This is a genomic window from Bradyrhizobium zhanjiangense, from assembly GCF_004114935.1.
In the GTDB taxonomy this organism is placed as follows: domain Bacteria; phylum Pseudomonadota; class Alphaproteobacteria; order Rhizobiales; family Xanthobacteraceae; genus Bradyrhizobium; species Bradyrhizobium zhanjiangense.
The window spans coordinates 135,435-162,405 of record NZ_CP022221.1 but is presented as its reverse complement, the minus strand read 5'-3'; the positions used below and the strand labels follow the sequence as shown (position 1 = coordinate 162,405).

Below are 26,971 nucleotides of genomic sequence, written 5' to 3'. Positions count from 1 at the left end.
CTCAGACGGAAGCCGGCCCCGCGGCGAGGCCGAACTTGGCGAGCTTCTTGTAGAAGGTGGCGCGTGAGATCCGCAGCATCCTGGCGGCCTCGGAGATCTGGCCGTTGCTGGCGGCGAGCGCCTGTTCGAGCGTGTGCTTCTCGAACTCGGCCTCGGCTTCGGCATAGGGCACGACCGTTCCGGCCGGGCGTTCGGGCGCAGCTAGCCTGACCTCGGCACCGACGGGAAGGATGCGAACGAAATCCTCGCCGGTCAGCCGCCCGGAATCGCTGAGGATCAGCGCCCGCTCCAGGATGTTGCGCAGCTCGCGCACGTTGCCCGGCCAGTCATAGCGCGCCAGTGCGGCGAGCGCGCTCGGCGTGATCCGGGCGCTGACATAGTCGCCGGACGCGCTGATGTCCTCGAGCAGCCGGGTGCAGATATCGGGAAGATCATCCAGGCACCGGCGCAGCGGCGGCAGGTCGATCGAGAGCACGTTGAGGCGATAGTAAAGATCGGGGCGGAACGTGCCCTCGCTGACGCGCTTGCGCAGATCCACATTGGTCGCGGCGACCACGCGCACGTCGACCCTGGAAATCTTGTCCGAGCCGAGCGGCTCGATCTCGCGCTCCTGCAGCACGCGCAGCAGCTTGGCCTGCAATTGCAGCGGCATCTCCCCGATCTCGTCGAGGAACAGCGTGCCGCCGTCGGCAATCCGGAATTTGCCCTCGCGCCCCCTGCGGTCGGCGCCGGTATAGGCGCCCGGCGCGGTGCCGAAGAATTCCGACTCGATCAGCGTGTCGGGAATCGCGGCGACATTGACGCTGACGAACGGCTTCTCGGCCCGCGACGAGGCGTTGTGAATCGCCTGCGCCAGCATCTCCTTGCCCGTTCCGGTCTCGCCGGTGAGCAGCACCGTGACGCTCTGCCGCGCGGCGCGGCTTGCCAGCTCCTTGGCCTGTGCAATGGCCGGCGTCGTGCCGACGAAGTCGGCGAAGGTGAAGCGCGCCGCGCGGGCGTTGGACAATTGCCGCCGCGCCAGCCGCAGATCGCTCTTGAGCTGGGCGACGCGGGCGAGCAGGGGTTTCAGGCTTTCGAGGTGATCATAAAGCACGAAGCCGATCGCGCCGATCACCTTGCCGTTCTCGTCCTCGATCGGCATGCGGGTGACGACCAGTTGCTCGCCGCCGAGCTCCATGATGTCGAGCAGGATCGGCTCGCCGGTCTCGGCCACCTTCCGCATCAGGCTGTTCGGAATGACCTCCTCGATCGGACGGCCGATCGCCTCAGAGGTCCGCTTGAGGCCGAGTGCTGTGAGGTATTTCTCGTTGACGTAGACGACCCGCCCGCCCCGGTCGATCGCGATCGCGCCCTCGCAGAGCTTTTCCAGCCGCTCGAACAGCGTCTCCATCGCGCGCGCACGAAGATAGGCGGGGTCGCTGATGGAGGAGGCGGGCATGACGTACCTCGCGGGAAGTCTGGCTGTGTATTATCAAAAGGCCAGTAATTTCAAAGCGGGAATTGGGTTGCTTGCCGGGTCGTCCATTCCCGGCGTCGTCCTGGACAAGCGCAGCGAAGCGGAGTGCAGATCCAGGACCCATTACCCCAAAAGGTGGTCGTGGTTACCAGCTCGCGCCACAACCCCTTCCCGGGGTAATGGGTTCTGGCTTTCGCCAGGACGACATTGAGGGTGTTGCCGTCGCACCCCTACCGGCGATACCCGCTCGCCCGCGAATAGCCCTGGCGGTTCTGCTGCATCGGGCGGCTTGCCACGTTGACCCGCGCTTCGCTGGCCACCGACGTTGCCAACTTCAGCTCCTCCAGGAAGATCGGCCGGGAGAAGTAATAGCCCTGAGCGTAGCGGATCTTGGTCGCGGCCTGGAGATAGGCGAGCTCCTCGTAGGATTCGAGGCCCTCGGCAATCACGGTCATGCCGAGCGCTTCGCTCAAGGATTCGATCGCGCGCAGAATGCCCTGGCTGCGCGGACGCTTATGGATGTCGGTGATGAAGGAGCGGTCGATCTTGATCTCGTCGGCGGTGATGTCGGCGAGCGCCGAGAGCGAGGAATAGCCGGTACCGAAATCGTCGATCGAGATGCCGACGCCGAGCTTGCGGAACATCGGCAGGATCTCGTCCTGGAAATGATTCTTGGCGACGAAGGCGTCTTCCGTCAGCTCGATCATGAAACGCTGCGGAAAACCGGTGTCGTCCAGCGCCTGCGCGAAGCTGCGCATGAATTCGGGGTTGCCGGCCTGCTTGGCGGCGACGTTGATGCTGATGGTCGCTTCCGCGCCGAACGTCTCGTTGATCAGGTCGATCGACTTGACGATCTCGGCCAGCACGAGATGGGTCAGCTCGTCGATCAGCCCGAGCTCGCTGGCGAGGTTGATGAACGAGCCGGGCGCCTGGATCACGCCTTCGTCGTCGCGCAGGCGCACCAGGGCCTCGATACCCTTCACCGCTTGCGTTCTGATGTCGACCTTGGATTGGAAGGCGCAGCAGAAGCGCTTCTCGAGGATCGCGAGCCGCAGCGACTGCTCGACCTTCATCCGCGCCAGCGCCTCGCGCTCCATGCTGGAATCGAAGAAGGCCGCCGACCCCTTGCCGTCGTTCTTGATGCGGTACATCGCGATATCGGCGTTCTGGCGCAGGGTCTCGAAGCTGCTGCCGTGATCGGGGTAGAGGCTGATGCCGACCGAGGTGGAGGCGAAGATTTCCGAATGGTCGATGAAGAACGGCGCGGTCAGCCGCTGCAGCGTCGATTGCATGAATTCGGCGACTTCTTCCTGGCTCTGGATCGGCGACAGCAGCAGCAGGAATTCGTCGCCGGAGATGCGCGAGAGCATGTCGGAGTCGCGCAAGTCGCGTCCGAGTCGCTTCGACAGCTCGACCAGCAGCGCATCGCCGACAGCGTGGCCGTAATAGTCGTTGATGTGCTTGAAATTGTCGACGTCGAGAAAGGCCAGCGCGAAACGCTCGTCGCTATCGCGTGCGAGCAGGCCGTTGGCGCGATGCTCGATCACGCGCCGCGAGGGCAGTCCGGTCAGCTCGTCGAAATAGGCCGATCGGAACAGCTGGTCCTCGAAATTCTTCTGCTCGGTGATGTCGGAGGATGCCGAGATCAGGAGCTGGCGTCCGGCGAGGCGGACGGGACGATGGGTCGTGAGCAACACCTGGCGCGCGGCGCCGTTGTGAAGAGCTTCCTCGGTGACGACTGCCTGGCCGGCGCTCAGCGCCTGTCGGCAGGCTTCGCGACGCGGCGCGAGATCGGGCGAGGGACGGCTGCCGTCCATGCCGAGCTGGGAAGCCGCGGCATCGTTAACCAGCAAAAGCTCGCCATGCGCGTCCTGCACGGTGAGGCCGGCCGGCAGCATTCTAACGATTTCCTTGAGAAATCCGAGCTCGGCTTCGCTCGCGCCAAAATATTCGTTGTCGTTCATAGAAGTCATGAATCTTGTTGTTTCAGCGCGCTTTTGCAATGGGCGCGATCTAGCGCGGTTCCCTCTTAAGTTTGGTTAAGGGGTCCGAAGAAATACGGGGGTGTTTTGGACGAAACTTGCGACGATCCGACGCGCGACGTCGATCGTCATTAACAGAGGGTCAATGAACCCCGCCAAACTGCGAGCGGAGCGCGCGGTTCTCTTTCGCTTGTATCGAACTTCATCGCGCGATGAGGTTCGGTTGAAACGGTGCAAGCCGTAGTCGACACCTCTCCCGTAGGGAGACGTAGGGAGAGGTGACCGATCGATCGAACTTTGTTGTCCGTCAACCGCTCTTGGGGATACGGCATTGCATGATGCAATGGAGGCCCGTCTTCAAGAATGAGAGCTCGGTCTTGCCGTCGAAGGCGGTTAGCGCCGACTTCAGCAATTTGGTGCCGAAGCCCGGTGCCGACACCTCGCCGATGCTCGGTCCCTCGGTCTCGTCCCAGGTGATGGTCAGGCGATCGCCGGTGACTGTCCATGACACCTGCAACAATCCGCGCGGCGCGGAGAACGCACCATATTTGCCCGCGTTGGTGGCGAGCTCGTGAAACATCAGTGACAGCGTGACCGCGAGCTTCGGCGGCAGGAACAGCCGGTCGCCATTGAGCGTGAAGCGGACGTGGCCGTAAGGTCCGAGCTCCGCGATCAGGAGATCGCGGATGTCGCAGCCCGCCTTGTCGATCCGCGAGATCAAATCGTCGGTCGTGGCCAACGACCGCAGCCTCGGATCGATGCGGGCCCAGACTTGCGGCTGGTCGTGCAGCACCTGGTGCAGCACGGCGTGCACCGTCGACAGCTTGTTCTTCAGCCGGTGCTGGAGCTCGTCGACCAGCAGCTTGCGATAGTCTTCTTCCTCGATCAGGCGCTTGGAAATCCGGCGCTGTTCGATCAGCAGCGAGCGATAATGCTCGACACCCCAGATCGTCAGCGCGCTCACGGCCCAGTAAAGCGCCAGCAAGGCAAATCGCGCGTGATCGGCAAAGGCATCGCTGAAATTGACGACGACGCCGAGCACGCCGCCGACGAGTGCCGTCACGACGCCGATCCGGAAGCCGCCGAACGCGGCGGCAAAGAACACGGCCGGGAAATACGGGGTGAAGTAGACGTCGGGCCGGACCTGCGCGAGACCCCAGCGCGCCGCCGTCGCAATCAGCAAGCAGGCGGCCGCAAAGGCGATGCTCAGAGCGAGCGATGGCGGTGCCACGCCCTGCCAGCCTTTGCGGAACTCGTCGATCAGCTTCCCCATGCCCCGCCCGGTCGCGATGCCCGTTCGAAAGTCGAGCCATGGTTGCGAATGTTACGCATGTCGGACGCGCAAGCAAAGCTTGCCTTGCCGCGGGCCGGCGGGAATAGTGACCGTCGCGGCGCCGTCATCTGTCAGTGTCCGCCATCTGAAAATCAAATCATTCAAAAACGGGAACATTCCATGGGCAGGCTAGACGGCAAGGTTGCGGTCATCACCGGCGCGACGAGCGGGATCGGATTGCGTACCGCGGAAGTCTTCGTTGCCGAAGGTGCCAAAATTGTGATCGCGGGTCGGCGCGTGCCGGAAGGCGAGGCGCTGGCGAAGCAGCTCGGGGCGACTTGCATCTTCCGCCAGACCGACGTCACGGTCGAAGCGCAGATGCAGGCGCTGATCGCGCTCGCGGTCGACAGATTCGGCCGGATCGACTGCCTGTTCAATAATGCGGGCGGCCCAGCGCAGACCGGCGGCATCGAGGGCCTCGAGGCCGAGCGGTTCGATGCGGCGATGGCGACGCTGGTGCGCAGCGTCATGCTCGGCATGAAGCACGCCGCGCCCCACATGAAGAAGCAGGGTTTTGGCAGCATCATCAACAATGGCAGCATCGCCGGCCGTCTCGCCGGGTTCTCGTCCTCGATGGTCTATAGCGCGGCCAAGGCGGCGGTGATCCATCTCACCAAATGCGTAGCGATGGAGCTCGGCGAGTCCAATGTGCGCGTCAACTCGATCTCGCCCGGCGCGATCGCAACCGGCATCTTCGGCAAGGCGCTGGGGCTGTCGACCGACGCGGCCGAGAAGACGCCGGCGGTGATGCGCGAGGTCTACAAGACCGCGCAGCCGATCCCGCGCGCCGGTCTCCCTGATGACATCGCCCATGCCGCGGTGTTCCTGGCGAGCGACGAATCCAGCTTCATCAACGGCCACGACCTCGTCATCGACGGTGCCATGACCGGCGGCCGCAACTGGAGCCAGCAGCAGCAGGGTTATGTGGCCTTGCGCAAGGCGTTCGATCAGGGGGCGTAGCGGCTCCGGACGCCGAAACCGTAGGATGGGCAAAGGCGCGGAGCGCCATGCCCACGATATCTCTTCGGGCCCGAACATCGATGGTGGGCACAGCGCGCGAAGAGCGCGCCTTTGCTCACCCTACAAGAGCGGTGCTCATACCGCCCGCACCCGCACCCGCAACCCGTCCCGCGGCTTCGGGATCGGCCACATCTGCCAGTCCGGCTTGTAGCCGGGTGCGAGCGATACCTCGATGTTCTGCAGGAAATGCCGCGCGAAGCATTTCGCCTGCATGTAGGCGAAGTGCAGGCCGAGGCACATATGTGCGCCGCCGCCGAAGGGCACAAAGGCGAAGCGGTGGCGGCCACGCTGCGCCTCCTCGGTGAAGCGCATTGGATCGAACCGGTCCGGCTCCGGCCAGATGTCCTTCATGTGATGGGTGTAGAGCGGATTGACGCCGACGGCGGTGCCGGCCGGAATCGTAAAGCCCTTGAAGCTGAAATCGCGCATCGCGCGGCGCGGCATCGAGGGCACCGGCGGCTTGATCCGCAGCGCCTCCTTGAACGCCATCTCTGTCAGCGGCATTTTTTCGAGATCGTCGAAGCTGCTCGGCGCATCCGGGGCGAGGCCGAGCGCGAGAACCTCCGCCCGCAGCCTGTCCTGCCAGTCCGGATTTGCGGCGAGCTCGCCGATGAAGGAGGTCAGCGACGAGGTCAGCGTGTCGTGCGCCGCCATCATCAGGAAGCTCATATGGTCGATGATGTCCTGCTCCGAGAGCAGCGCGCCGTCCTCATGGGTGGCGCGGCAGAGCTGCGAGAACAGGTCATCGCCGCCGTGATTGCCGCGTCGCAGCGGAATCTGCTCGCGGAAATAGGCGACGATGCGCTTGCGTCCCTTCACCCCTCGCGCCATCTGGGTGCCAGGCAGGGGGCGGCGGACCGGGGCGACGGCGGCCGCGACCATGTCGACGAAGGCACGGTTGATCTCGTCGACCTCGGGGCCGATGTCGGCGCCGAGGAACGAGGCCGCAGCGAGATCGAGCGTGAGCTGCTTCATCGCCGGGTAGAGCTGCATCTCGCCGGGCTTGGCCTTCCACTGCGCGACGCGCGCGGAAATGCCGCGATCGAGATCGCTGAGATACGACTTCATCGGCCCGGCCTTGAATGCAACCGACAGCGCCTTGCGATGCAGGCGGTGCTCGTCGAAATCGAGCAGCATCAGCCCGCGCGGAAACAACAGGCCGAGCACCTTGTTCCAGCCGTGCGTGGACGAGAACAGTTTCTGCTGGTCGAACAGCACGAGCTCGTTGGCCTCGGGCCCGAGCAGCACGACATTGGTCTCGCCGAAAATGTGCGTGCGGTAGACCGGGCCGTATTTGGCGCCGTTCGCCTCGATGTGCCCCTTGGGGTCGGCGAGCACCTGCAAGGTCTTGCCGATGATCGGCCAGCCTTCGTCGCCGGGGATGTGGGTCAGCTCATTGCGCCTGGGCGGGGTGAAGCCAAGCGCAGGGGCAGCCACATTCTGCATCGACATGACGATTGCTCCGGTTGGCAAGCTCCGCGAGCATAGCACGATCCAGTCGCGATGAGCGGGCACAAAATCGCGACACGTACCATCGTCGTCCCGGCCTAGTGCGCAATTGCGCACGGGGGTCGGGACCCATAACCCCAGGAAGTAGTTTGTTGCGAGCTGGCAATTACCAATCATCGCCAAACACAAATCGGTGGCTATGGGTCCCGGCTTTCGCCGGGACGACGGAGATAGACCTACCGCTTCGCCGCTTCCTTCTGCAAATCCGGGGCGTTGACGGCGGGGATGGCGACGCGGCCGGGGCCGGTTACCTTCAGCGCCTCGGCGGCCTTCTCGTTCTCCATGATCTTGGCCATCACGGCCTGGCCCGCACGCTCGAAGATCGCACGATTCTCGATCACGAATTTTTGCGACTTGCGAAGACCGTCGATGTAGCCGTTGATCTCCGGCACGACGTAGCGCGCCACCATGTCCCAGCTGCGGCGGGTGTTTTCCGGATTGGCCCAGTCGTGCACGAAGCCGATGATGGCGCCGACCCCGCCGGACACCTGCATCACGTTTTTGATGGTTTTGACGAGATCGTCGGGTGTGCCGATGGTGGAGGCTGCGCCCTCGACGAAGGCGGTCTTGTCCACGGCTTCGTCGGGCGAGGAGAAAGCGGTGAGACCCGGCCGCTGCAGCGTGCCGACATTATATTCGTTGTGCCAGCGCATCAGCCCGGCGCCGGCCTCGCGGCGCGCCTGCTCGCGGGTCTCGGCGATATGCCAGGTCAGGAGCACCCGCCAGTCGGCGCGGCTCACCGTGGTGCCGTGCTTTTTCGCGGCGTCCTCGGCGAACTGCCATTGCTGCTGCAGCGACATCAGCCCCTGCGTCGTCATCGAGCCCAGCGAGATGATGCCGATGCCGTATTTGCCGGCCAGCGTCATGCCGGACGGAGAGATCTGCGAGGCCACCACGAACGGCATCTCCTCCTGCAGCGGCAGGATCTGCAGCGCGGCGTCGTTCATGGTGAACCAGTCGCTCTTCGCGGTGACGCGCTCGCCGTTGAAGAGGCGGCGGATCACGCCGATCGCCTCGTCCTGGCGGTCGCGCTGCGTCATCGGGTCGATGCCGAGCGTATGCGCGTCGGAGGCGAGCGCGCCGGGACCGGAGCCGAAGATGGCGCGGCCGCCGGTCATGTGATCGAGCTGCACCATGCGCTGGGCGACGTTGAAGGGGTGGTGGTAAGGCAACGACACCACGCCGGTGCCGAGCTTGATCCGCTTGGTGCGCTCGCCGGCCGCGGCCAGGAACATCTCGGGCGATGCGATCATCTCCCAGCCGGAAGAATGATGCTCGCCGCACCAGAACTCGTCATAGCCGAGGCTATCGAGCTGCTCGACCAGGTCGAGATCGCGCCGGAACTGGAGCATCGGATGCTCCCCGATCGGGTGATGCGGGGCAAGAAAGGCTCCGAATTTCAGGCGCGCCATGGCGTTCTCTCCGGCTTTGATTTTATGTTTGTTGAGGCGGCGAGGCTACGTGCTCGCGGAAGCGAACGCAATCGCACGATGTCCCGCGCGGCGGAATGCAGGCATGCGCGGAGGCGCGATGAGATGTCTCGTCTCCCTCTCCCCGTTCTTACGGGGAGGGGGCGGGGTCAGGGGCTGCTTCCGCAAATTCAGTGGCAGTGCGACTCGCGGAAGCTCCCCCTCACCCGGAATTCAAACTGCGTTTGAATTCCGGCCTCTCCCCGCACGCGGGGAGAGGCGAAGCAACCGCGGAAGCGCGGGAATCCTACCTGCGAGGTAATCGCGACACCACGCGCGATCTGAAATCATCGGGCAACGATTGTCCGGGGTCCCGCGCCGATGCACCAAATCGTCACACAACAACTCGATTCCTCGCGCCGCTGGTGGGTGTTGGCGATCGTGGTGGCCGCCCAGTTCATGTTCGGCGTCGACGCCTTTGTGGTCAACGTCGCCATTCCCACCATCGCGGTCGATCTGAAAGCGTCGCCGGCGCAGATCGAATCCGTGATTGCGATCTATCTGATCGCCTATGCCACGCTGGTCGTCACCGGCGGCCGGCTCGGCGACATCTACGGCACCAGGAATGTCTTCCTCGCCGGCGTGCTCGGCTTCACGGCGACCTCGCTGTGGTGCGGCCTCGCGTTGTCGGGCGCGGAGCTGATCATCGCCCGGCTGGCGCAGGGCGCGACCGCGGCGCTGATGGTGCCGCAGGTGCTGGCGACGCTGCATCTGCTGTTCACCGACGAGACGCGCAGCCGCGCCTTCGCCATCTATGGCATCGTGCTCGGGCTTGCGGGCGCGGCGGGCTTCCTGCTCGGCGGTCTCCTCGTCACGCTCGATCTCGCCGGCACCGGCTGGCGCTCGGTGTTCTTCGTCAACGTGCCCAGCGGCCTCGCCATCGCCACTGCCGCCTGGCGCATCATGCCGTCGGTGCTGCGGCGATCAGGTACGAAGCTCGACGTCAAGGGCAGCGTGGTGCTGTTCGCAGGCTTGTTGTGCCTGATCGGTCCGCTGCTGTTCGGTCACGATGTCGGCTGGGCGCCGTGGTTGTGGGCGGTGATGGCAATCGGCGGCGCGATCCTCGCCGCGTTCCTGAAGCTGGAGCACGCGGTCGCGCGCGACGGCGGCATGCCGCTGGTCGATCTGACGCTGCTGTCGGATGCAGCCTTCCTGCGCGGGCTCGGCGCGGCGTTGTTCTTTTTCATCGCCAACCTCTCATTCTACCTGGTGATGACGCTGTACATGCAGCGCGGCCTGAAAATTCCACCGCTCGCCGCCGGCATCGCCTTCATCCCGCTCGCACTTGCCTTCGTCGTGGCCTCGCGGCACAGCGGCGCGCGGGCGCGGCATCGCGGCACCAAGGTGCTGCTCGAGGGCTGCGCGCTCCAGATCGCAGGCCTCGCCGCGCTCGCGCTCGTTGCGTTCTATGTCGATGCACCGACGCCGCTTGCGCTGGCACTCACGATGATCGTCTTCGGCTACGGTCAGGGACTGGTGATGGCGCCGTTGTCGAGCGCGGTGCTCGCGAGCGTAAAACCTGTCGCCGCAGGCTCAGCCTCCGGCATGTACGGCACCACGGCGCAGATCGGAAATGCGGCCGGAGTGGCCGCAATCGGCGCATTGTTCTTCGCCGTCGAATCGTTGCAATCAGCGCGCGCAGGATTTCTCGTCTCGCTTGCGCTGTTTGTGACATTAGTCATGATCTGCGCCGCATTTCTGGCCTGGATGCGCCGCGCCTCTGCACCAAGTTGAGGCATAGCGGTTAATAGATGCGGATTCCGCGGGAAATCCCGGCGATTTTCGTGCGATTGACAGCGCACGGTCTTTTTATTTTGCAACGCAGCAACTATCTGGTTTGGCTGAACGTTGGAAGTTGCCCACCAGGAAGTTGCCGTGTCACTAGCCCGAAATGTCGATCTGTTGAGACGTCTGCCAAAGCTGGACGGTCTGCGCTTTGCCGAGCTCGGCCGCAGCGCGGATTCATCCAGCCCGTTGCAAGAGGTCACGAATTTCGGTGACAATCCGGGGGCCTTGCGCATGCTCGCCTTCGTGCCGGCGCAGCTGCAGAAGCCGCGCGCGCTCGTCGTCGTGTTGCACGGCTGCGGCCAGACCGCTTCCGGCTACGATCTCGGCGCCGGCTGGTCGACGCTGGCGAAGCATTACGGCTTCGCGCTGCTGATGCCCGAGCAGCAGCGCATCAACAACGGCAACACCTGCTTCAACTGGTTCAATCCGGAAGACACCGCGCGGGACAGCGGCGAGGCGCGGTCGATTCGCGAGATGATCGCTCACATGGTGCAAGCGCATCGCATCGATCAGAGGCGCATCTTCATCACCGGCCTGTCCGCCGGCGGCGGCATGACATCGGTGATGCTTGCGACCTATCCGGAAGTTTTCGCAGCCGGCGCGGTGATCGCGGGCTTGCCCTATGGCATCGCGTCGAACCTGCGCGAGGCGCTGGACGGCATGTTCCATTCACCCGTGCGTCCCGCGCGCGAGCTCGGCGATCTCGTGCGCAACGCCACCCACCATCGTGGCCCCTGGCCGAAGGTGTCGGTGTGGCACGGCAGCGCCGACCGCACCGTCAATCCCGGCAATGCCAACGAGATCGTCAAGCAGTGGCTCGATTTGCATGATCTGCCCGAGGTGCCGATGGCCGAGACCAATGTCGACGGCTATCCGCGCCAGGCCTGGTGGAACCAGGACGGCGAGACCCTGGTCGAATCCTACGCCATCACCGACATGGCGCACGGCACGCCGCTCGGCCTTGCCGACAACGACCAGCGTTACGGCATGGAAGGCGCGTTCCTGATCGAGGCCGGCATCTCCTCATCCTATCACATCGCAAAGTTCTTCGGCCTCACCGGCTGGATCGCGGAGGCGGCGCCAAAGGCGGAGGCAAAGCCTGCGACGCCGAAGCCGGCGCTGACGCCCGCGCCGCATCTCGCCCGCTCGATCCGCGCCGCGGTCGCCGCACAGCCGGCCGAGGCGAAACCCGAGCGGACACGCAGCTTCGATCTCGGCCAGATCATCACGCGCGCGCTGACGGCGGCGGGGTTGATGAAGTAAGCGCTGTCGTCCCGGCCTTCGCCGGGACGATAACGGAGTTTGTGGCGACGCCGTTGGTTCAGCTCAGCGAAGCTAGCCCGTCTGATCGATCCACTCGATCGGCGTCACGGTGACCTCGCCGCCGGCCACCTTCCGCGTCATCTCCTGATAGGCCCTAAAGAACTCGCGCGATTGCAGGGTTTTTTGCGCGGCATCGTCGGTGACGCTGGCGAGATGGATATAGCTACCGTCATCGCGGTGCTTCAGGACACGATAGCCGATCCGCCCTTTCAGCTCCGGATCGCCGTCGATCGCCTTGATGAAGCGGCTGATCTCCTGATGCCAGGCCTCCGTCGTGCCGTTCCTGAACGCGTATGTGATCATGAAGTGCTTCATGTGACGCTCCTTACTTCGTCGTGTGCGTCATCATCTGCGGCTTGCAAGCGATCCTGCAAGTATGGACAAAATTGATAGTATGGACTTTTTCGGCGTTGTTCCTATCCTCGGCCAGAGCGTTTTCGAGCGAAGTGAAGACCGGTTCGCATAAAGAAACGCGTCAAAACAAGAACTCCGCGCATGGAGGAGCGACATGGCCAAGGCAATGGCGAATGCAAGAGCGAACCCCGCGCGCACCTGTCCGGTCGCGGCATTTCAGAAGATGATCAGCGGCAAGTACAAGCTGCGCATCGTCTGGGACCTCAAGGACGGTCCGCGCCGCTATGGCGAGATCAGGAGCGGCCTGCTGCGCGGCACGGAAGGCAGCGCCGAGATCACCCCGCGCGTGCTCAGCCGCGAATTGAAAGCGCTGACGGCGAGCGGCCTGATCGACCGCAAGGATTTCGGCGAGGTGCCGCCCAAGGTCGAATATCGCCTGACCCGCAAGGGCAGAAGTTTTGTGCCGGTCGTCGCCGCGATCCGCGAATGGGGCGAGCGTAACCTCGGCGAACCCGCGGCGCTGGCGGACGCCGCCGAGTAAAACGCTTACATTTCGCCGGTGATGAACGGATTGGTCATCCGCTCCTGGCCAATGCTCGAGCCGGCGCCATGGCCGCAGATGAAGCCGACGTCGTCGCCGAGCGGCAGCAGCTTGGTCTTTATCGAGTTGATCAGCGTGGCATGACTGCCGCCGGGCAGGTCGGTGCGTCCGACTGAACCTGCGAACAGCACGTCGCCGACATGGGCAAAACGCAAGTCCTTGTTGAAGAACACCACGCTGCCGGGCGAGTGGCCGGGGCAGTGCAGGATGTCGAACTGCAAGCCGCCGATCGAGACGCTGTCGCCTTCGTCGAGCCAGCGGTCCGGCGCAAAGTTGCGCACCCCGGTCATGCCGAAGCGCGCGCCGCTCTCGACCACGTTGTCGAGTAGGAACTTGTCCGCTTCATGCGGGCCCTCGATCGGCACCTTCAGCGCGTCGCGCAAGTCGGCCGCGCCGCCGACATGGTCGATATGACCATGGGTCAGCCAGATCTTCTCCACGCTGACGCCGGTCTGCTTGATCGCGTCCAGAATCTTCGGCACGTCGCCACCGGGATCGATCACCACGGCCTTCTTGGAAGGCTCGTCCCAGATGATGGTGCAGTTCTGCTCGAACAACGTCACGGGAACGATGATCGCGCCGGCTTTGGCTTTGGTGTCATTTTGTTCGGTCATGGCCGCACAATGCCGATTTTTGCCAGGCCGCCAAGCAAAAGATTCGGGCCAAACAGTCGGAACGAGCTCGGGAACAGCCGTCACACGGCCGTCCCAATTGACCTGCCAATTTGAACCGGGGCGTCGCTGTCGCGTTCTCCCGCGCGAGGCGCAGATTTGGGTGGTCTTTCGGCATGGCTCAAGGCAACGAGAATTGGTGGCGCGACGGCATCTTCTATCAGATCTATCCGCGCTCGTTTCAGGACTCGGATGGCGATGGCGTCGGCGATCTCGCTGGCATCCTCAGACGGCTGCCTCACGTCAAATCGCTCGGCGTCGACGCGATCTGGCTGTCGCCGATCTTTCCCTCGCCGATGGCGGATTTTGGCTACGACATTTCGGACTATACCGCCATCGAGCCGCTGTTCGGCACGATGGCCGATTTCGATGCTCTGCTCGCCGCCGCCCATGACAACGGCCTGAAGCTGATCCTCGATCTCGTGCCGAACCACACCTCGGACCAGCATCCCTGGTTCATCGAGAGCCGGTCCTCACGCGACAATCCCAAGCGCGACTGGTACATCTGGCGCGATCCGGCGCCCGATGGTGGCGTGCCGAACAACTGGCTGTCCGAGTTCGGCGGCAGCGCCTGGCAATTCGACGAGACCACGGGGCAATATTACTACCACGCCTTCCTCGCGCAGCAGCCGGACCTCAACTGGCGCAATCCGGACGTTCGCGCTGCGATCTATGAGGTGATGCGGTTCTGGCTGGAGAAGGGCGTCGACGGCTTCCGCGTCGACGTGATCTGGCACCTGATCAAGGACGTCGAATTCCGCGACAATCCGCCGAACCCACATTACGTCGAGGGCCGGCCGCCGAACGAAAAGATCCTGACGCAATACTCGACCGATCAGCCCGAGGTGCATGCCGTGATCGCGCAGATGCGGCGTCTCACCGATGGCTTTGGCGCGCGCGTCTTGATCGGCGAGATCTATCTGCCGCTGCATCGCTTGATGGCCTACTATGGCAACGATCTCACCGGCGCGCAGATGCCGTTCAACTTCGCGCTGCTCTCGACCTTCTGGAGCGCGCGCTCGATCGAGAAGATCATCGAGGATTACGAGAAGGCGCTGCCGCGCGGCGCTTGGCCGAACTGGGTGCTCGGCAATCACGACCGTCCGCGCGTCGCAAGCCGGGTCGGTCCCGAACAGGCCCGTGTCGCCGCCATGCTGCTGCTGACGCTGCGCGGCACGCCGACGCTCTATTACGGCGACGAGATCGGCATGCATCAGCTCGCGATCGCGCCGGAGGACGTGCGCGATCCCTTCGAGAAGAACGTGCCCGGCATCGGTGTCGGCCGCGACGGCTGCCGCACGCCGATGCAGTGGGATTCCTCCAATTTCGCCGGCTTCTCGGAGGTCCGGCCGTGGCTGCCGCTGCCCGAGGATCACATCCGCGAGAACGTCGTCGATCTCGAATCCGATCCGCGCTCGATCCTGACGCTGTACAAGCGCCTGATCGCATTGCGGAAGGCCTCGCCGCCGCTGATGGCAGGCGACTATCATCCGATCTCGGCGCAAGGCGATCTCCTGCTCTATCGCCGCGAGGCCGGCGGCAGGGCCGTGGTCGTGGCGCTCAATCTCGGCCCCGACCCGATCGCCGTGACCACCAGCGCCATCCGCTTCGGCAGCGAGATCCTGCTGTCGACGTTTCTCGATCGGGAAGGCGAGCGGCTGGAGGGCGTGCTGGATTTGCGGGGGAATGAGGGCGTGGTGGTGGCGGCGCCATCCTAGCCTTCGCCGGGACGACGGCGGAGGGTTTAACGAGGCTACCCCGGATGCTTCCTCCCCCGCACCGTATTCGCGTCGATGTCGCTCCGCTTCAACAGATAATCCAGCCCGCCGACGCGATACCAGCGATAGCCGTAGGGCTCCAACACGACGCGGTGCTGGCCGCGCTTGTCGGCGTGGCTGTGATCTTCCGCGAGCAGGTTGATGAGGTGCGCGCCGGCCCCATCAGGCAGCCCCGCCGAGAACGCGATCTCGCGTGGCTTCTCGTCGAGATTGTGCATGAACAGCACCGAATTGTTGCGCCAGTCATAGCGCATGATGAACACGGCGGGATCGCGCACAGGAATGATGGTGAAATCGCCCCAACCGACTTCCGGCACCTCCTTGCGCATGCGCACGATGCGTTCAGTCCAGTTCAGCATCGAATTGGGATCGCGTCGCTGTTTTGCGACGTTGACATGCGGATAGCCGTACGGCCCCTTGTCGATGACGGGGCATGCCGGCTTGTCGCTCTTGGTGAAGCCGCCATGCGGCTCGGTCGACCATTGCATCGGCGTGCGCGCGCAATCGCGTTCGGGCAGCGACAGGTCATCACCCATCGCGATCTCGTCGCCATAGCGGATCACGGGCGTTCCCGGCAATGTGCATACCAGGCTGTAGGCGAGCTCGAGCCGCCGGCGGTCGCCGCCCAGCATCGGTGCGAGGCGACGGCGGATGCCGCGATCGTAGAGCTGCATCTCCTTGTCGGGTCCGAAGCATTTGAACACGACCTCGCGCTGCGCCTTGGTCAACCGTCCGAGATCGAGCTCGTCGTGATTGCGCAGGAACAGGCCCCATTGCGCCGTCGCCGGCCGCGGCTTGGTCGCCTTCAGCGCCTTCGCCAGCGGACGCGAATCGGCCGAGGCCAGCGCATAGAACAGATGCTGGTTGACCTGGAAGTTGAACATCATGTGCATGCGGTCGGCGTCGCGGCCGAAATATTCCATGTCCGTCTTCGGCAGCACATTGGCTTCGGCGAGGATGATGGCGTCGCCCTGCCGCCATTGCAGGAATTCGCGGAACGCGCGCAGCATGTCGTACTGTTCGACCGGTTTCTTCACCTTGGCGCCCTTGGTCGCGATCACGAATGGCACCGCATCCATGCGAAAGCCGGAGACACCGAGCTGGATCCAGAAGCCCATGATCTTCAGGATCTCGGCCTGCACGTGCGGATTCGAGGTGTTGAGATCGGGCTGGAAATCGTAGAAGCGATGAAAATACCAGGCGCCGGCTTCCTTGTCGCGCGTCCAGGTCGATTTCTGCACGCCGGGAAACACCATGCCCTCATGGGCGTTGGCCGGCTTCTTGTCGGACCAGACATACCAGTCGCGATAGGGCGAGTTCTTGTCGCGCCGCGCCTCCTTGAACCAGTGATGCTGGTCCGAGGTGTGGTTGACGACGAGATCGATGATGACGCGGATGCCACGTTGCTTGCAGCCATGGGTGAACTCGACGAAATCGCCGAGCGTGCCGTAGCGGGAATCGACGCTGTAATAGTCCGCAATGTCGTAGCCGTCGTCGCGCTGCGGCGAAATCTGGAACGGCATCAGCCAGATCGTGGTGATGCCGAGGCCGTGCAGATAATCGAGCCGGCGCAAGAGGCCCTTGAAGTCGCCGACGCCGTCGCCATCGGCATCCATATAGGAGCCGACGGAGAGGCAGTAGATCACGCCGTTCTTGTACCAGAGATCGTCGATCATGCGCGCGCGGCCTCGTGGGCCGCCGAGGTGCGGCGGCTGCGTGATAAGTTTTAAAGGCAAAAGCGGTTCCGCAATGTCGTCCTGGACAAGCGAAGCGCAGATCCAGGACCCATTACCACAGGAAGTCGTTTGGCGAAGATTGGTGGTTATCAGCTCGCGCTACAACAAACCCTTGGGGTAATGGGTCCTGGCTTTCGCCAGGACGACATTTGAGAATGGGCAACGGCTCGACCATTCTCGGCAGTGTGCATCCCAACGGAATCCGCTATCCTCCCCCCATGGACAACACCGCCCGCAATATCGCCCTCGTACCGCCGCCGGACCGCCGCCAGTCGGAGACCGCACTGGCGGTCGCGCGCGGCACCGCGCGACTGCTGCGCTCGCTGGGCTTCTCCTGCATTAGCGAATTGCCGCTGCCCTCGGGCCGCCGTGCCGATCTCGTCGCGTTGAACGAGCGCGGCGAGATCTGGATCGTGGAGATCAAATCGTCGGTGGAGGATCTGCGCGCTGATCAGAAATGGCACGAATACCGCGCCCATTGCGACCGGCTGTTCTTCGCCTTCACGCAGGATCTGCCGTGCGAGATCTTTCCTGAAGATACCGGCCTGATCGTCGCCGACGCCTATGGCGCGCACATGCATTGCGAGGCGCCCGAGCACAAGCTTGCTGCCGCCACGCGCAAGCAGATGACGGTGCGCTTTGCGATGGCGGCTGCGCTGCGGATCAACCGTTTGGTCGATCCGCAGGGCCATGCGGATTTTTGGGAGTAGCCAAAAGAACGAAACTGTATCCCCGTCATCCTGAGGCGCGAGTGACGGGGGCGCGGAGCGTCCCGTCGGGAGCCTCGAAGGATGCACGGCCGCGATGCAGCCGGACCGTCGCCCTTCGAGGCTCGCCTTGCTTTGCAAGGCGAGCGCCTCAGGATGACCGGGATAGAGGATTGAGCATAGTAACTACCGCGGCGCGCGCTTGGCCAGAATGCGCTGCAACGTGCGGCGGTGCATGTTGAGCCGGCGCGCCGTCTCCGAGACGTTGCGGTTGCACATTTCGTAGATGCGCTGGATGTGCTCCCAGCGCACGCGGTCGGCGGACATCGGGTTGGTCGGCAGCTCGGATTTCTCCGCGCTGGTCGAGAGCAGCGCGGCGACGACGTCGTCGGCGTCGGCCGGCTTCGACAGATAATCGATCGCGCCCATCTTCACTGCGGTCACGGCGGTGGCGATGTTGCCATAGCCGGTCAGCACGATCGCGCGCGCATCGGGGCGCTTCTTCTTGAGCGCCGAGACCACGTCGAGACCGTTGCCGTCGCCGAGCCGCAGATCCACCACCGCGAAGGCCGGTGCCGATTTGCCGATCTGCGCAAGCCCGTCGGAGACGGTGTCGCACGATGTTACGGCAAAGCCCCGTGTCTCCATCGCGCGCGACAGCCGCTCCAGAAACGGCTTGTCGTCCTCCACGATGAGAAGCGAGCGGTCGGTCTGTTCGTTCAGTTCGGCGATGGCGTTCAAGGTGTTGTCCTCTCTCCAGCGCATTGACATATGGCGTCGCAATCGATCGGTGCCAAGGCGGCAAATGGTCGATCGGCCCCGTTGTGCGACGCAAGGTCGCGGCCTATCCTATTGTTTCTTCTAGCGTCTCGATAGCCTCAAAACGCTCTCGCGGCCAATTGATCTGGACCACCGCGCCGTGGTCAGGAAAGGTCCGGTTGGTGAACGAGACCTTGGCGCCGGTGCGTTCGAGCAGCGTGCGCGCGATGAACACGCCGAGGCCAAGGCCGCGCCGCTCGCCGCCTTCATCCTGGGTCCGCCGCCGCGACAGATAGGGCTCGCCGATCCGTTTGAGGATGTCGGGCGGGATGCCGGGGCCGTCGTCGGAGATCACGAGCTCGATATCGTCCTTGTTCCACCAGGCATTCACCTCGACGGTGGTGTGGGCGAAATCGACCGCGTTCTCGACGATGTTGCCGATGCCGTAAAGGATCGCCGGATTGCGCGAGCCGACCGGCTCGGCCGCGACCGCCACCGCGATCCGCACCTTGATGTCGACACCGAAATCGCGATGCGGCGCCACCACTTCCTCGATCAGCTCCGACAGCTTCATGCGGTCGAACGGTGCGCCGGTGGAGGACAGTTGGGTGATTTTGCTCAGGATGTCGCGGCAGCGCTGGGTCTGCTCGCGCAGGGTTTTCAGGTCCGCGGCAAAGCTCGGGTCCTTCACCGTTTTTTCCAGCTCGCGCGAGATCAGGAAGATGGTCGCGAGCGGCGTGCCGAGCTCGTGCGCGGCTGCGGCAGCCAATCCGTCGAGCTGGGTCAGATGCTGCTCGCGCGTCAACACCAGCTCGGTTGCGGCCAGCGCGTCCGCGAGCTTGCGCGCCTCCTCGGTGACCTGGAAGGAGTAGAGGCTGGTGACACCGATCGCGAGCGCGATCGAGAGCCAGACACCGACGAGGTAGATCGGTGGCAGCACCAGCGGATCGTCGGAATCCCACGGCAGCGGCGAATGGAAGAAGAACAGGATCGAGGCGCAGGCCACAGCGAGGAGGCCGAGGCCGAAGGTGAAGCGGGCCGGCAGCGCCGTGGCCGAGATCAGCACGGGCGCGAGGAACAGGAACGAGAACGGGTTCTGGAGGCCGCCGGTAAAGAATAACAGACCAGCCAATTCCACGATGTTCAGCGCCAGCAGCCCGGCCGCCTGCATCGGCTCCAGCCGCTGCATCGGATTGGCCGCGGTCTGGAGCGCCAGATTGAGCGCCGCCGACAGGGCGATGATGCTGACGCAGGGGACGATCTCGACATTGAACTCCAGCCCCTGCGCCACGATGAAGATCGCGGCGAGCTGCCCCAGCACCGCGAGCCAGCGCAGCCGCAGGATCGTGTCCAGCCGGATATGCCGCTGCGCGTGGCGAAAGTCGGAATCGGCAATTTCGGTCATATCGGCCAATGTGGCGGTGCCTTCTAAGGTCACAAACGCGCGGCTCACGGAACCAGCCAGGAATTACAAGCCTTGCGCTATCGGCTGCAATAGCAGAAGAACGGCCAGCATGACCGAGAATGACAAGGCTTCAAGCTGGCCGACTGTCGCGGATCGCAGCGCACCCGCGGCGATTGCGGTCGATCATCTCGTCAAGGTCTACAAGCAGACCCGCGCCGTCGACGATATCTCCTTTTCGCTTCCGCGCGGCAGCATCACCGGGCTGCTCGGCGGCAACGGCGCCGGCAAAACCACGACCATTGCGATGATCATGGGCCTGGTGCTGCCGACCTCCGGCCGTGTGCAGGTGCTCGGTCATCGCATGCCCGAGGAGAGCGCGTCCGTGCTGGGGCGGATGAATTTCGAGAGCCCCTATGTCGACATGCCGATGCGGCTCACGGTGCGGCAGAACCTCACCGTGTTCGGCAAGCTCTACGCGGTGAAGAACCTCGCTGGCCGCATCGCCGGGCTCACCGACGATCTCGACCTCGGCGATTTCATCGACCGCGCCAACGGCAAGCTCTCCGCCGGGCAGAAGACCCGTGTTGCGCTCGCGAAGGCGCTGATCAACCAGCCCGAGCTGCTCTTGCTGGACGAGCCGACCGCCTCGCTCGATCCTGATACCGCGGATTGGGTGCGGGCGCATCTGGAGCGCTATCGCAAGCAGCACAACGCCACCATCCTGCTGGCGTCGCACAACATGCTCGAGGTCGAGCGGCTCTGCGACCGCGTCATCATCATGAAGCGCGGCCGCATCGAGGACGACGACACGCCGGAAGCCATCATGGCACGTTACAACCGCACCACGCTGGAGGAGGTGTTTTTGGACGTCGCGCGCGGCCGGGTGAACGGCGCGAAGGAGGCGGCACGGTGAGAAGGAGTCGTAGCCCTGATGGAGCGCAGCGTAATCCGGGGTTCTCGTGTCTGGATAGGCTGATCCCGGATTGCGCTGCGCTCCATTCGGGCTACTGGTTGCGGCCGGGCTACCAGAGGCCGTCATGACCGAGCTGTCCCTCCACCGCGGCATCTCCGTCCATCGCATCGGCGCGATGATCCTGCGCTATTGGTACCTCTTGATGTCGTCCTGGCCGCGGCTGCTCGAGCTCTTGTACTGGCCGGCGCTGCAAGTCATCACCTGGGGCTTTCTTCAGCTCTACATCGCCGAAAATGCCAATTTCTTCGCGCGCGCCGGCGGCACGCTGATCGGCGCCGTCATCCTCTGGGACATCCTGTTCCGCGGGCAGCTCGGCTTCTCCATCTCGTTCCTGGAGGAGATGTGGGCGCGCAACATCGGCAACCTCATGATGAGCCCGCTCAAGCCGATCGAGTTTCTGCTGTCGCTGATGGTGATGAGCCTGATCCGGCTCGCCATCGGCATCATCCCGATGACCCTGCTCGCGCTGTTCCTGTTTCACTTCAATGTCTATGCCCTCGGCCTGCCGCTGATCGCCTTCTTCTGCAATCTGATCTTCACGAGCTGGTCAGTCGGCATCTTCGTCTCGGGCCTGGTGCTGCGAAACGGCCTCGGCGCCGAGAGCATCGTCTGGACCTTGATGTTCGCCATCCTGCCGCTGGCGTGCGTCTACTATCCCGTCAGCGTGCTGCCGGCCTGGTTGCAATACGTCGCCTGGGCGTTGCCGCCGACCTACGCCTTCGAGGGCATGCGCGCGCTCCTGATCGAGCAAACCTTTCGGACCGATCTGATGCTGGAGGCATTGGCCATCAACGCAGTACTGCTGGTTGCATCTTTTGGGGCATTCCTTGCCCTGTTGCGAAGCGCCAGGAAGCACGGCTCGCTGCTCTCGGCTGGCGAATAACGTCACTTTCCCGTGGATTCAGGCTGGTTTTGGCTTTCCCAACACGTAGATGTACGGAACCATGCATTGACGCAATATTGCGCATTCGGCAGTATGCTGCGATGCGAAGAGGAATATAGCGATGCCTATTGGTGAGTTTGGCGGCGCGCCGCCCCTGGCGGCTGAAGGCAGTCCGGTCCTGACGACGCCGATGTACTGGATGTACGAGATGGCGCATGCCTCTCTCAATCCGGCCCGCGCGGTCACCGATGCGACCAAGCTCCTGTTTCAGAATCCCCTCAATCCCTTGGCGCGCACCGAGGTCGGCAAGTCGGTCGCCGCGGCCTGCGAATTGTTCGAGCGCACCACGCGCCGCTACGGCAAGCCGGAATGGGGCCTCAACGACACCGAGGTCAACGGCATCCGCGTCCCCGTCGAGATCCGCTCGGTCTGGGAAAAGCCGTTCTGCCAGCTGCTCTACTTCGATCGCAAGTTCGCCCGTCCCTTGCGCAGCCCGCAGCCGCGCGTGCTGATCGTCGCGCCGATGTCCGGCCATTATGCCACGCTGCTGCGCGGCACGGTGGAAGCCCTCCTGCCCGCGCATGAGGTCTACATCACCGATTGGGCCGATGCCCGCATGGTGCCGCTCAGCGAAGGCCGCTTCGACCTCGACGACTACATCGACTATGTCATCGAGATGCTGCACGTCCTCGGCGGCCACACCCATGTCATGGCGGTGTGCCAGCCCTCCGTGCCCGTCGTCGCCGCCGTCTCGATCATGGAAGCGCGGCGCGATCCCTTCGTGCCCACCTCGATGACGCTGATGGGCGGGCCGATCGATACCCGCCGCAATCCGACCGCGGTGAACAACCTCGCTCAGGAGCGCGGCATCGACTGGTTCCGCAACCATGTCATCACCAAGGTGCCGTTCCCGCATCCGGGCATGATGCGCGACGTCTATCCGGGATTCCTGCAGCTCAACGGCTTCATCAGCATGAATCTCGACCGGCACATGGATGCGCACAAGCAGCTCTTCGCCAATCTGGTGAAGGGCGACGGTGACCTCGTCGACAAGCATCGCGAGTTCTACGATGAATATCTCGCGGTCATGGACCTCTCCGCCGAGTATTATCTGCAAACCGTCGACACCGTGTTCGTGAAGCACGCGCTGCCCAAGGGCGAGATGACCCATCGTGGAACACGCGTCGATCCCTCCAAGATCACGCGTGTGGCGTTGATGACGGTCGAAGGCGAGAAGGACGACATCTCCGGTCTCGGTCAGACCGAAGCAACGCACACATTGTGCAGCTCGATTCCCGATCATCGCCGCGTTCATTACGTCCAGAAGGGCGTCGGACATTACGGCGTGTTCAACGGTTCGCGTTTCAAGTCGGAAATCTTGCCGCGGATTCATGATTTCATGGTCTCGGCGGCGAATCCGAGCTCATTGCAGGCGCTCGCGGCCGAATAGAGCGTTTTTCGAGCGAAGTGGCGACCGGTTCGCGTAGAGAAAACGCGTCAAAACAGGAAACAAGAGCCGCTCCGATTTCATCGGTGCGGCTCTGGTCGCGTATTTCGGCTTTCCCGTCGAAAATTCAGGCCCTGTCGGAGGCTCCGACAGGGGTCGCTTCCCTCCAGATTCGCGGTATTTAGGTAGCCTTATAGGAGTGAGTCGACACTCAGCCCTTGGGGGTGCCGCATGCATCCAGCGGGGGCGAAAAAAACGGGTTCCAACCCCAGTCTGTAGGGTCTCCCGGACGCTTGACCGCTGTATATTGGGCAAATGATTTGTTTTTGCGCCGAGCGCTTTCCATGGCGGCGGTTATGGCAGAATCCGGGCGCCCTCCTGCCCCCCGGACTGACAGACATGGCCACTCGCGCGCTCCTTTATCGGCGGCCCCACGAACCGAAGACCCTCGTCATCACCCACGGATCGCAGTTTTTCGCGATCAGGTTGCGCCGACACAGACGCGCGCGCCGCTACACGCTCAGAATTCATCCGAGCGACCGCGAAGCCATCCTCACCATGCCGCCGCGTGGCACGCTGGTCGAGGCCAAGGACTTCGCGCAGCGTCACGGTGCGTGGATCGCTGCACGTCTCGGTCGCTTGCCGAAGGCCGCTCCGTTCCAGTCGGGAACGGTGATACCGCTGCGCGGCGTTCCCCATCGCATCGTTCACCGCGCCGGTGAGCGTGGCACGGTGTGGACCGAGATGCGCGACAGCGGTGAACGCATTCTCTGCGTTGCCGGCGGTTTCGACTATGTCGACCGCCGCGTCAGCGACTTCCTCAAGCGCGAGGCGCGCCGGGACCTTCAGCGCTCGGCGGAAGCCTACGCGGCCGAGCTCGGCGTCAGGGTCAAGCGGCTCTCGATCCGCGACCAATCCAGCCGTTGGGGTTCCTGCACCTCGGCCGGCTCGCTGTCGTTCTCCTGGCGCCTGATCCTCGCGCCGCCCTTCGTGCTCGACTACCTCGCCGCCCACGAGGTCGCCCATCTCGTCGAGATGAACCACTCGGCGCGGTTCTGGCGCGTGTGCGGAAAAGTCTGCCCGTCGATGGAGCGTGCCAAGAAGTGGCTCGACACGTACGGCAACGACCTGCACCGGTATGGGGCCGAGGATTAGGCCTCGTTGCGGGTTAAGCGCCACTACCAGCACAGCATTCGATGTCGTCGCCCGGCTTGACCGGGCGACGACAGTATTCCAGAGACGGTTGTTGTCGGCCGAGACGCCGCGGCGTACTGGATTCCCCGCCCTCGCGGGAATGACAGGGCAGGGTGGAGCAACACCCAAGCCTCTCGCTCGATTTTCGCCACACTTCGCGACGATTGCGCGTCTCGCTCGTTTAGTCCCGCCGCATCAAACGCTTCGCATCATCAGCCGCGCATCGCGCCGGCGATTGCCGTCTATTGTGCATGGGGTTGTTTTCGCAGTTTTTGTTTCAAGGGGCCCAAGGCCCTCGGCCCCAACCTATCGATTCCCGCCAAACAGGCGATCCATCAGCCAGCCATCGAGCCCCGCAGCCGCCTCGGGGCGCACATTGGCGCGCGTGGGAGGCGGTGGGCGATAGCCGCCATTGTTCGCCGGTGCCGGCCCAGGCGCTGTCGGCGGAGACACCTGCGAAGCCGCCTGCGCGAGGTTCGACAGGCCCCAGCTGGCTTGTGAATTCGGCAAGGCGGCCACGGGCACGCCCTCGTGCGCCGTGCGCATGAAGCGCGTCCAGACTTCAACCGGCAGGCCGCCGCCGGTCGCCTTCTTGGTCGGCGAGTTGTCGTCATTGCCGAGCCAGACGCCGGTGACGAGGTTGGCGGTGTAGCCGATGAACCAGGCGTCGCGGTAATCCTGGCTGGTGCCGGTCTTGCCGGCCGCCGGCCAGCCGGGGATTTCGGCCTTCTTGGCGGTACCGTTGATCAAGGTCTCCCGCATCATCGTGTTCATCATGCCGACATAGCGGGGGTCGATCACCTGGTTGCGCTCGTCCGGCTGGCGCATGTAGAGCAGCTTGCCACTGAGCGTCCTGATCCGCGTCACGACATGCGGCGTCACCGCAAGGCCGCCATTGGCGAAGGGGGCATAGGCGCCGACCAGCTCGACCATGGAGACTTCCGAGGTGCCCAGCGCGATCGAGGCATTGGGCTCGAGTTTCGAGGAGATGCCGAGCCGGTGCGCGGTGCGCACCACGTTCTTCGGCCCGACCTCGAGGCCGAGGCGTATGGCAACCGTGTTGAGCGACATCGCCAGCGCCTGCGTCAGCGTCACCGCGCCGAAATATTCGTGGGTGTAGTTCTCAGGCCGCCAACCCTTCACCTCGATCGGCGCGTCCTGGCGGACGGTATCCGGCGTCAGCCCCTGCTCGAGCGCGGTGAGGTACACGAACGGCTTGAACGAGGAGCCCGGCTGGCGTTTTGCCGTGACCGCGCGGTTGTACTGGCTCTCGGAATAGTTCCGCCCGCCCACCATGGCGCGCACGGCGCCATCGGGCGCCATCGCCACCAGTGCGCCCTGGCTGACGTTGAACTTGACGCTCTTGGCCGCGAGCTCGTCGATGATGGCGGCTTCCGCCACGCTCTGGAGCTTTGGATCGATCGTGGTCTCGACCTTGATGCTCTCATCGATCTGGCCGACCAGGTCGTCCAGCACTTCGCCGATCCAATCGGCGACGTAATTGACCGTGCCGGCGCCGACCGGCTTCACCTCGTAGGAGGGATGGCCGATCGAGGCCTTGGCCTGCGCGTCGGTGATGAACTTTGCATCCGCCATCGCCGCCAGCACGATTTGCGCGCGCGCTTCCGCGCCCTCGGGATTGCGGTTCGGCGCAAGGCGCGAGGGCGATTTGACGAGGCCGGCCAGCATGGCCGCTTCAGCGATCGTCACGTTCTTCGCCGACTTGCCGAAATATTTCTGCGCGGCAGCTTCGACGCCGTAGGCGCCGGAGCCGAAATAGACGCGGTTCAGATAGAGCTCCAGAATCTCGTTCTTGGAATGCTTGCGCTCCAGCCAGATCGCGAGCTCTGCCTCCTGCAGCTTGCGCTGCATGGTGCGCTCCTGGGTCAGGAACAGGTTTTTCGCGAGCTGCTGGGTTAGCGTCGAGCCGCCCTGCGAGACGCCGCGATGGAGCACATTGGTGACGAGGGCGCGCAGGATGCCGACCGGGTCAATGCCGAAATGCGAATAGAAGCGGCGGTCCTCGATGGCGATGAATGCCTTGGGGAGATAGGGCGGCAAATCCTTCAGCGCGATGTTGGCGCCGGCCATCTCGCCGCGCTGCGCCAGCATGCTGCCGTCGATGCCGACGATCTGAATCGTCGGTGGCCGCTTAGGGATCTCCAGCGACTGGATCGGCGGCAGATGGGCGCCGACATAGATCACGATGCCGATCACGGCGATGACGCCCCACAGGCCGAGCACCGCGCCCCAATAGACCAGGCGGCCGAGGCTAAAGCCTCCGCGCGATTTCGATCGGCGTTTGGCGCCGCTGCGACCGGCCGGAGCCTTGCGCTCGCGCGGCGGCGGCTCGTCGCCGGCATCCTCGCTCTTGCGCTTGGCGGATGCTTTCGCTGACTTCTTGGGCTTGTCCTCGCCGCCGGGAATGCGGTCCGCAGCCGTCAGGCGCAGATCGGCGAGCGCCGCGGGCAAGCCGAACAACGGCTCCTTCCGCCCACCCTTTTTCTTTCCCCACGCCATACGCAAAACGCCCGGTCAGCCCGCCCCGCCGCACGCTAGCGGTCGCTGTTTAAGGCCCGGTTA

The 26,971-nt window shown here is 64.0% G+C and carries 21 protein-coding genes; 10 read left to right on the top strand and 11 right to left on the bottom strand.

The features are described 5' to 3' along the window. Position 1: 1 nt before the first annotated feature. The 3 genes from XH85_RS00755 to XH85_RS00745 form a co-directional block, all read right to left on the bottom strand. Positions 2 to 1,438, bottom strand: a complete 1,437-nt coding sequence (locus XH85_RS00755) for a sigma-54 interaction domain-containing protein (protein WP_128930327.1) — start codon at positions 1,436 to 1,438, stop codon at positions 2 to 4. Positions 1,439 to 1,686: 248 nt separating this feature from the next. Further along, complete coding sequence (locus XH85_RS00750; RefSeq protein WP_164940905.1) at positions 1,687 to 3,420, bottom strand: putative bifunctional diguanylate cyclase/phosphodiesterase; 1,734 nt, start codon at positions 3,418 to 3,420, stop codon at positions 1,687 to 1,689. A 325-nt stretch (positions 3,421 to 3,745) separates the two neighbouring features. Next, positions 3,746 to 4,711: a sensor histidine kinase gene (locus XH85_RS00745; RefSeq protein ID WP_128930325.1), complete on the bottom strand. Its 966-nt coding sequence runs from the start codon at positions 4,709 to 4,711 to the stop codon at positions 3,746 to 3,748. A 180-nt stretch (positions 4,712 to 4,891) separates the two neighbouring features. Here XH85_RS00745 and XH85_RS00740 point away from each other — a divergent pair, with 180 nt between their 5' ends. Next, the gene (locus XH85_RS00740; protein WP_091893895.1) at positions 4,892 to 5,731 is read left to right on the top strand and encodes an SDR family NAD(P)-dependent oxidoreductase; all 840 of its coding nucleotides are present in this window, start codon (positions 4,892 to 4,894) and stop codon (positions 5,729 to 5,731) included. Positions 5,732 to 5,866: 135 nt separating this feature from the next. Here XH85_RS00740 and XH85_RS00735 read toward each other — a convergent pair whose 3' ends face one another. Continuing rightward, the gene (locus tag XH85_RS00735) at positions 5,867 to 7,243 is read right to left on the bottom strand and encodes a cytochrome P450 (protein ID WP_128930324.1); all 1,377 of its coding nucleotides are present in this window, start codon (positions 7,241 to 7,243) and stop codon (positions 5,867 to 5,869) included. 233 nt (positions 7,244 to 7,476) lie between these two features. Beyond that, positions 7,477 to 8,712, bottom strand: a complete 1,236-nt coding sequence (locus XH85_RS00730; RefSeq protein ID WP_128930323.1) for an LLM class flavin-dependent oxidoreductase — start codon at positions 8,710 to 8,712, stop codon at positions 7,477 to 7,479. Positions 8,713 to 9,090: 378 nt separating this feature from the next. Between XH85_RS00730 and XH85_RS00725 the strand changes: the two genes are divergently transcribed. Together XH85_RS00725 and XH85_RS00720 are read left to right on the top strand one after the other, a co-directional pair. Then, on the top strand, positions 9,091 to 10,503 hold the full coding sequence (locus XH85_RS00725; protein WP_128930322.1) for an MFS transporter: 1,413 nt from the start codon (positions 9,091 to 9,093) through the stop codon (positions 10,501 to 10,503). A gap of 141 nt (positions 10,504 to 10,644) precedes the next feature. After that, entirely contained in the window at positions 10,645 to 11,820 is a 1,176-nt protein-coding gene (locus XH85_RS00720; RefSeq protein ID WP_164940268.1) for an extracellular catalytic domain type 1 short-chain-length polyhydroxyalkanoate depolymerase, read from the top strand. 72 nt (positions 11,821 to 11,892) lie between these two features. Here XH85_RS00720 and XH85_RS00715 read toward each other — a convergent pair whose 3' ends face one another. Continuing rightward, positions 11,893 to 12,195 carry a hypothetical protein gene (locus XH85_RS00715; RefSeq protein WP_128930320.1) on the bottom strand — a complete coding sequence of 101 codons (303 nt, stop codon included), beginning with the start codon at positions 12,193 to 12,195 and terminating at the stop codon, positions 11,893 to 11,895. Between the two features lie 193 nt (positions 12,196 to 12,388). Here XH85_RS00715 and XH85_RS00710 point away from each other — a divergent pair, with 193 nt between their 5' ends. Continuing rightward, entirely contained in the window at positions 12,389 to 12,775 is a 387-nt protein-coding gene (locus tag XH85_RS00710) for a winged helix-turn-helix transcriptional regulator (RefSeq protein ID WP_245473483.1), read from the top strand. Between the two features lie 5 nt (positions 12,776 to 12,780). On the opposite strand, the gene XH85_RS00705 is transcribed toward XH85_RS00710, so the two are convergent. Beyond that, on the bottom strand, positions 12,781 to 13,449 hold the full coding sequence (locus tag XH85_RS00705) for an MBL fold metallo-hydrolase (protein WP_128930319.1): 669 nt from the start codon (positions 13,447 to 13,449) through the stop codon (positions 12,781 to 12,783). A 173-nt stretch (positions 13,450 to 13,622) separates the two neighbouring features. On the opposite strand from XH85_RS00705, the gene XH85_RS00700 reads away from it, so the two are divergent. Then, positions 13,623 to 15,224, top strand: a complete 1,602-nt coding sequence (locus XH85_RS00700) for an alpha-amylase family glycosyl hydrolase (RefSeq protein ID WP_128930318.1) — start codon at positions 13,623 to 13,625, stop codon at positions 15,222 to 15,224. Between the two features lie 35 nt (positions 15,225 to 15,259). On the opposite strand, the gene XH85_RS00695 is transcribed toward XH85_RS00700, so the two are convergent. After that, positions 15,260 to 16,960 (bottom strand): alpha-amylase family protein, encoded by a 1,701-nt coding sequence (locus tag XH85_RS00695; protein WP_128930317.1) that lies wholly within the window; start codon positions 16,958 to 16,960, stop codon positions 15,260 to 15,262. A gap of 278 nt (positions 16,961 to 17,238) precedes the next feature. Here XH85_RS00695 and XH85_RS00690 point away from each other — a divergent pair, with 278 nt between their 5' ends. Continuing rightward, entirely contained in the window at positions 17,239 to 17,730 is a 492-nt protein-coding gene (locus XH85_RS00690) for an MmcB family DNA repair protein (protein WP_128937049.1), read from the top strand. A 183-nt stretch (positions 17,731 to 17,913) separates the two neighbouring features. Here the strand turns inward: XH85_RS00690 and XH85_RS00685 are convergent, their stop codons facing one another. Then, positions 17,914 to 18,468 (bottom strand): ActR/PrrA/RegA family redox response regulator transcription factor, encoded by a 555-nt coding sequence (locus XH85_RS00685; RefSeq protein WP_164934823.1) that lies wholly within the window; start codon positions 18,466 to 18,468, stop codon positions 17,914 to 17,916. 103 nt (positions 18,469 to 18,571) lie between these two features. Then, complete coding sequence (locus tag XH85_RS00680; protein WP_128937048.1) at positions 18,572 to 19,891, bottom strand: ActS/PrrB/RegB family redox-sensitive histidine kinase; 1,320 nt, start codon at positions 19,889 to 19,891, stop codon at positions 18,572 to 18,574. Positions 19,892 to 20,000: 109 nt separating this feature from the next. Between XH85_RS00680 and XH85_RS00675 the strand changes: the two genes are divergently transcribed. The 4 genes from XH85_RS00675 to XH85_RS00660 all read left to right on the top strand — a co-directional run bounded on the left by XH85_RS00675 (position 20,001) and on the right by XH85_RS00660 (position 24,349). Next, positions 20,001 to 20,804 (top strand): ABC transporter ATP-binding protein, encoded by an 804-nt coding sequence (locus XH85_RS00675; RefSeq protein WP_128930316.1) that lies wholly within the window; start codon positions 20,001 to 20,003, stop codon positions 20,802 to 20,804. Positions 20,805 to 20,928: 124 nt separating this feature from the next. Then, positions 20,929 to 21,747: an ABC transporter permease gene (locus tag XH85_RS00670; RefSeq protein ID WP_128930315.1), complete on the top strand. Its 819-nt coding sequence runs from the start codon at positions 20,929 to 20,931 to the stop codon at positions 21,745 to 21,747. A 121-nt stretch (positions 21,748 to 21,868) separates the two neighbouring features. Further along, positions 21,869 to 23,197 carry a polyhydroxyalkanoate depolymerase gene (locus XH85_RS00665; protein ID WP_128930314.1) on the top strand — a complete coding sequence of 443 codons (1,329 nt, stop codon included), beginning with the start codon at positions 21,869 to 21,871 and terminating at the stop codon, positions 23,195 to 23,197. Between the two features lie 312 nt (positions 23,198 to 23,509). Next, positions 23,510 to 24,349 carry a M48 family metallopeptidase gene (locus XH85_RS00660; RefSeq protein WP_128930313.1) on the top strand — a complete coding sequence of 280 codons (840 nt, stop codon included), beginning with the start codon at positions 23,510 to 23,512 and terminating at the stop codon, positions 24,347 to 24,349. A 345-nt stretch (positions 24,350 to 24,694) separates the two neighbouring features. On the opposite strand, the gene XH85_RS00655 is transcribed toward XH85_RS00660, so the two are convergent. Next, positions 24,695 to 26,908, bottom strand: a complete 2,214-nt coding sequence (locus tag XH85_RS00655; RefSeq protein WP_128930312.1) for a transglycosylase domain-containing protein — start codon at positions 26,906 to 26,908, stop codon at positions 24,695 to 24,697. Positions 26,909 to 26,971: the final 63 nt, after the last annotated feature.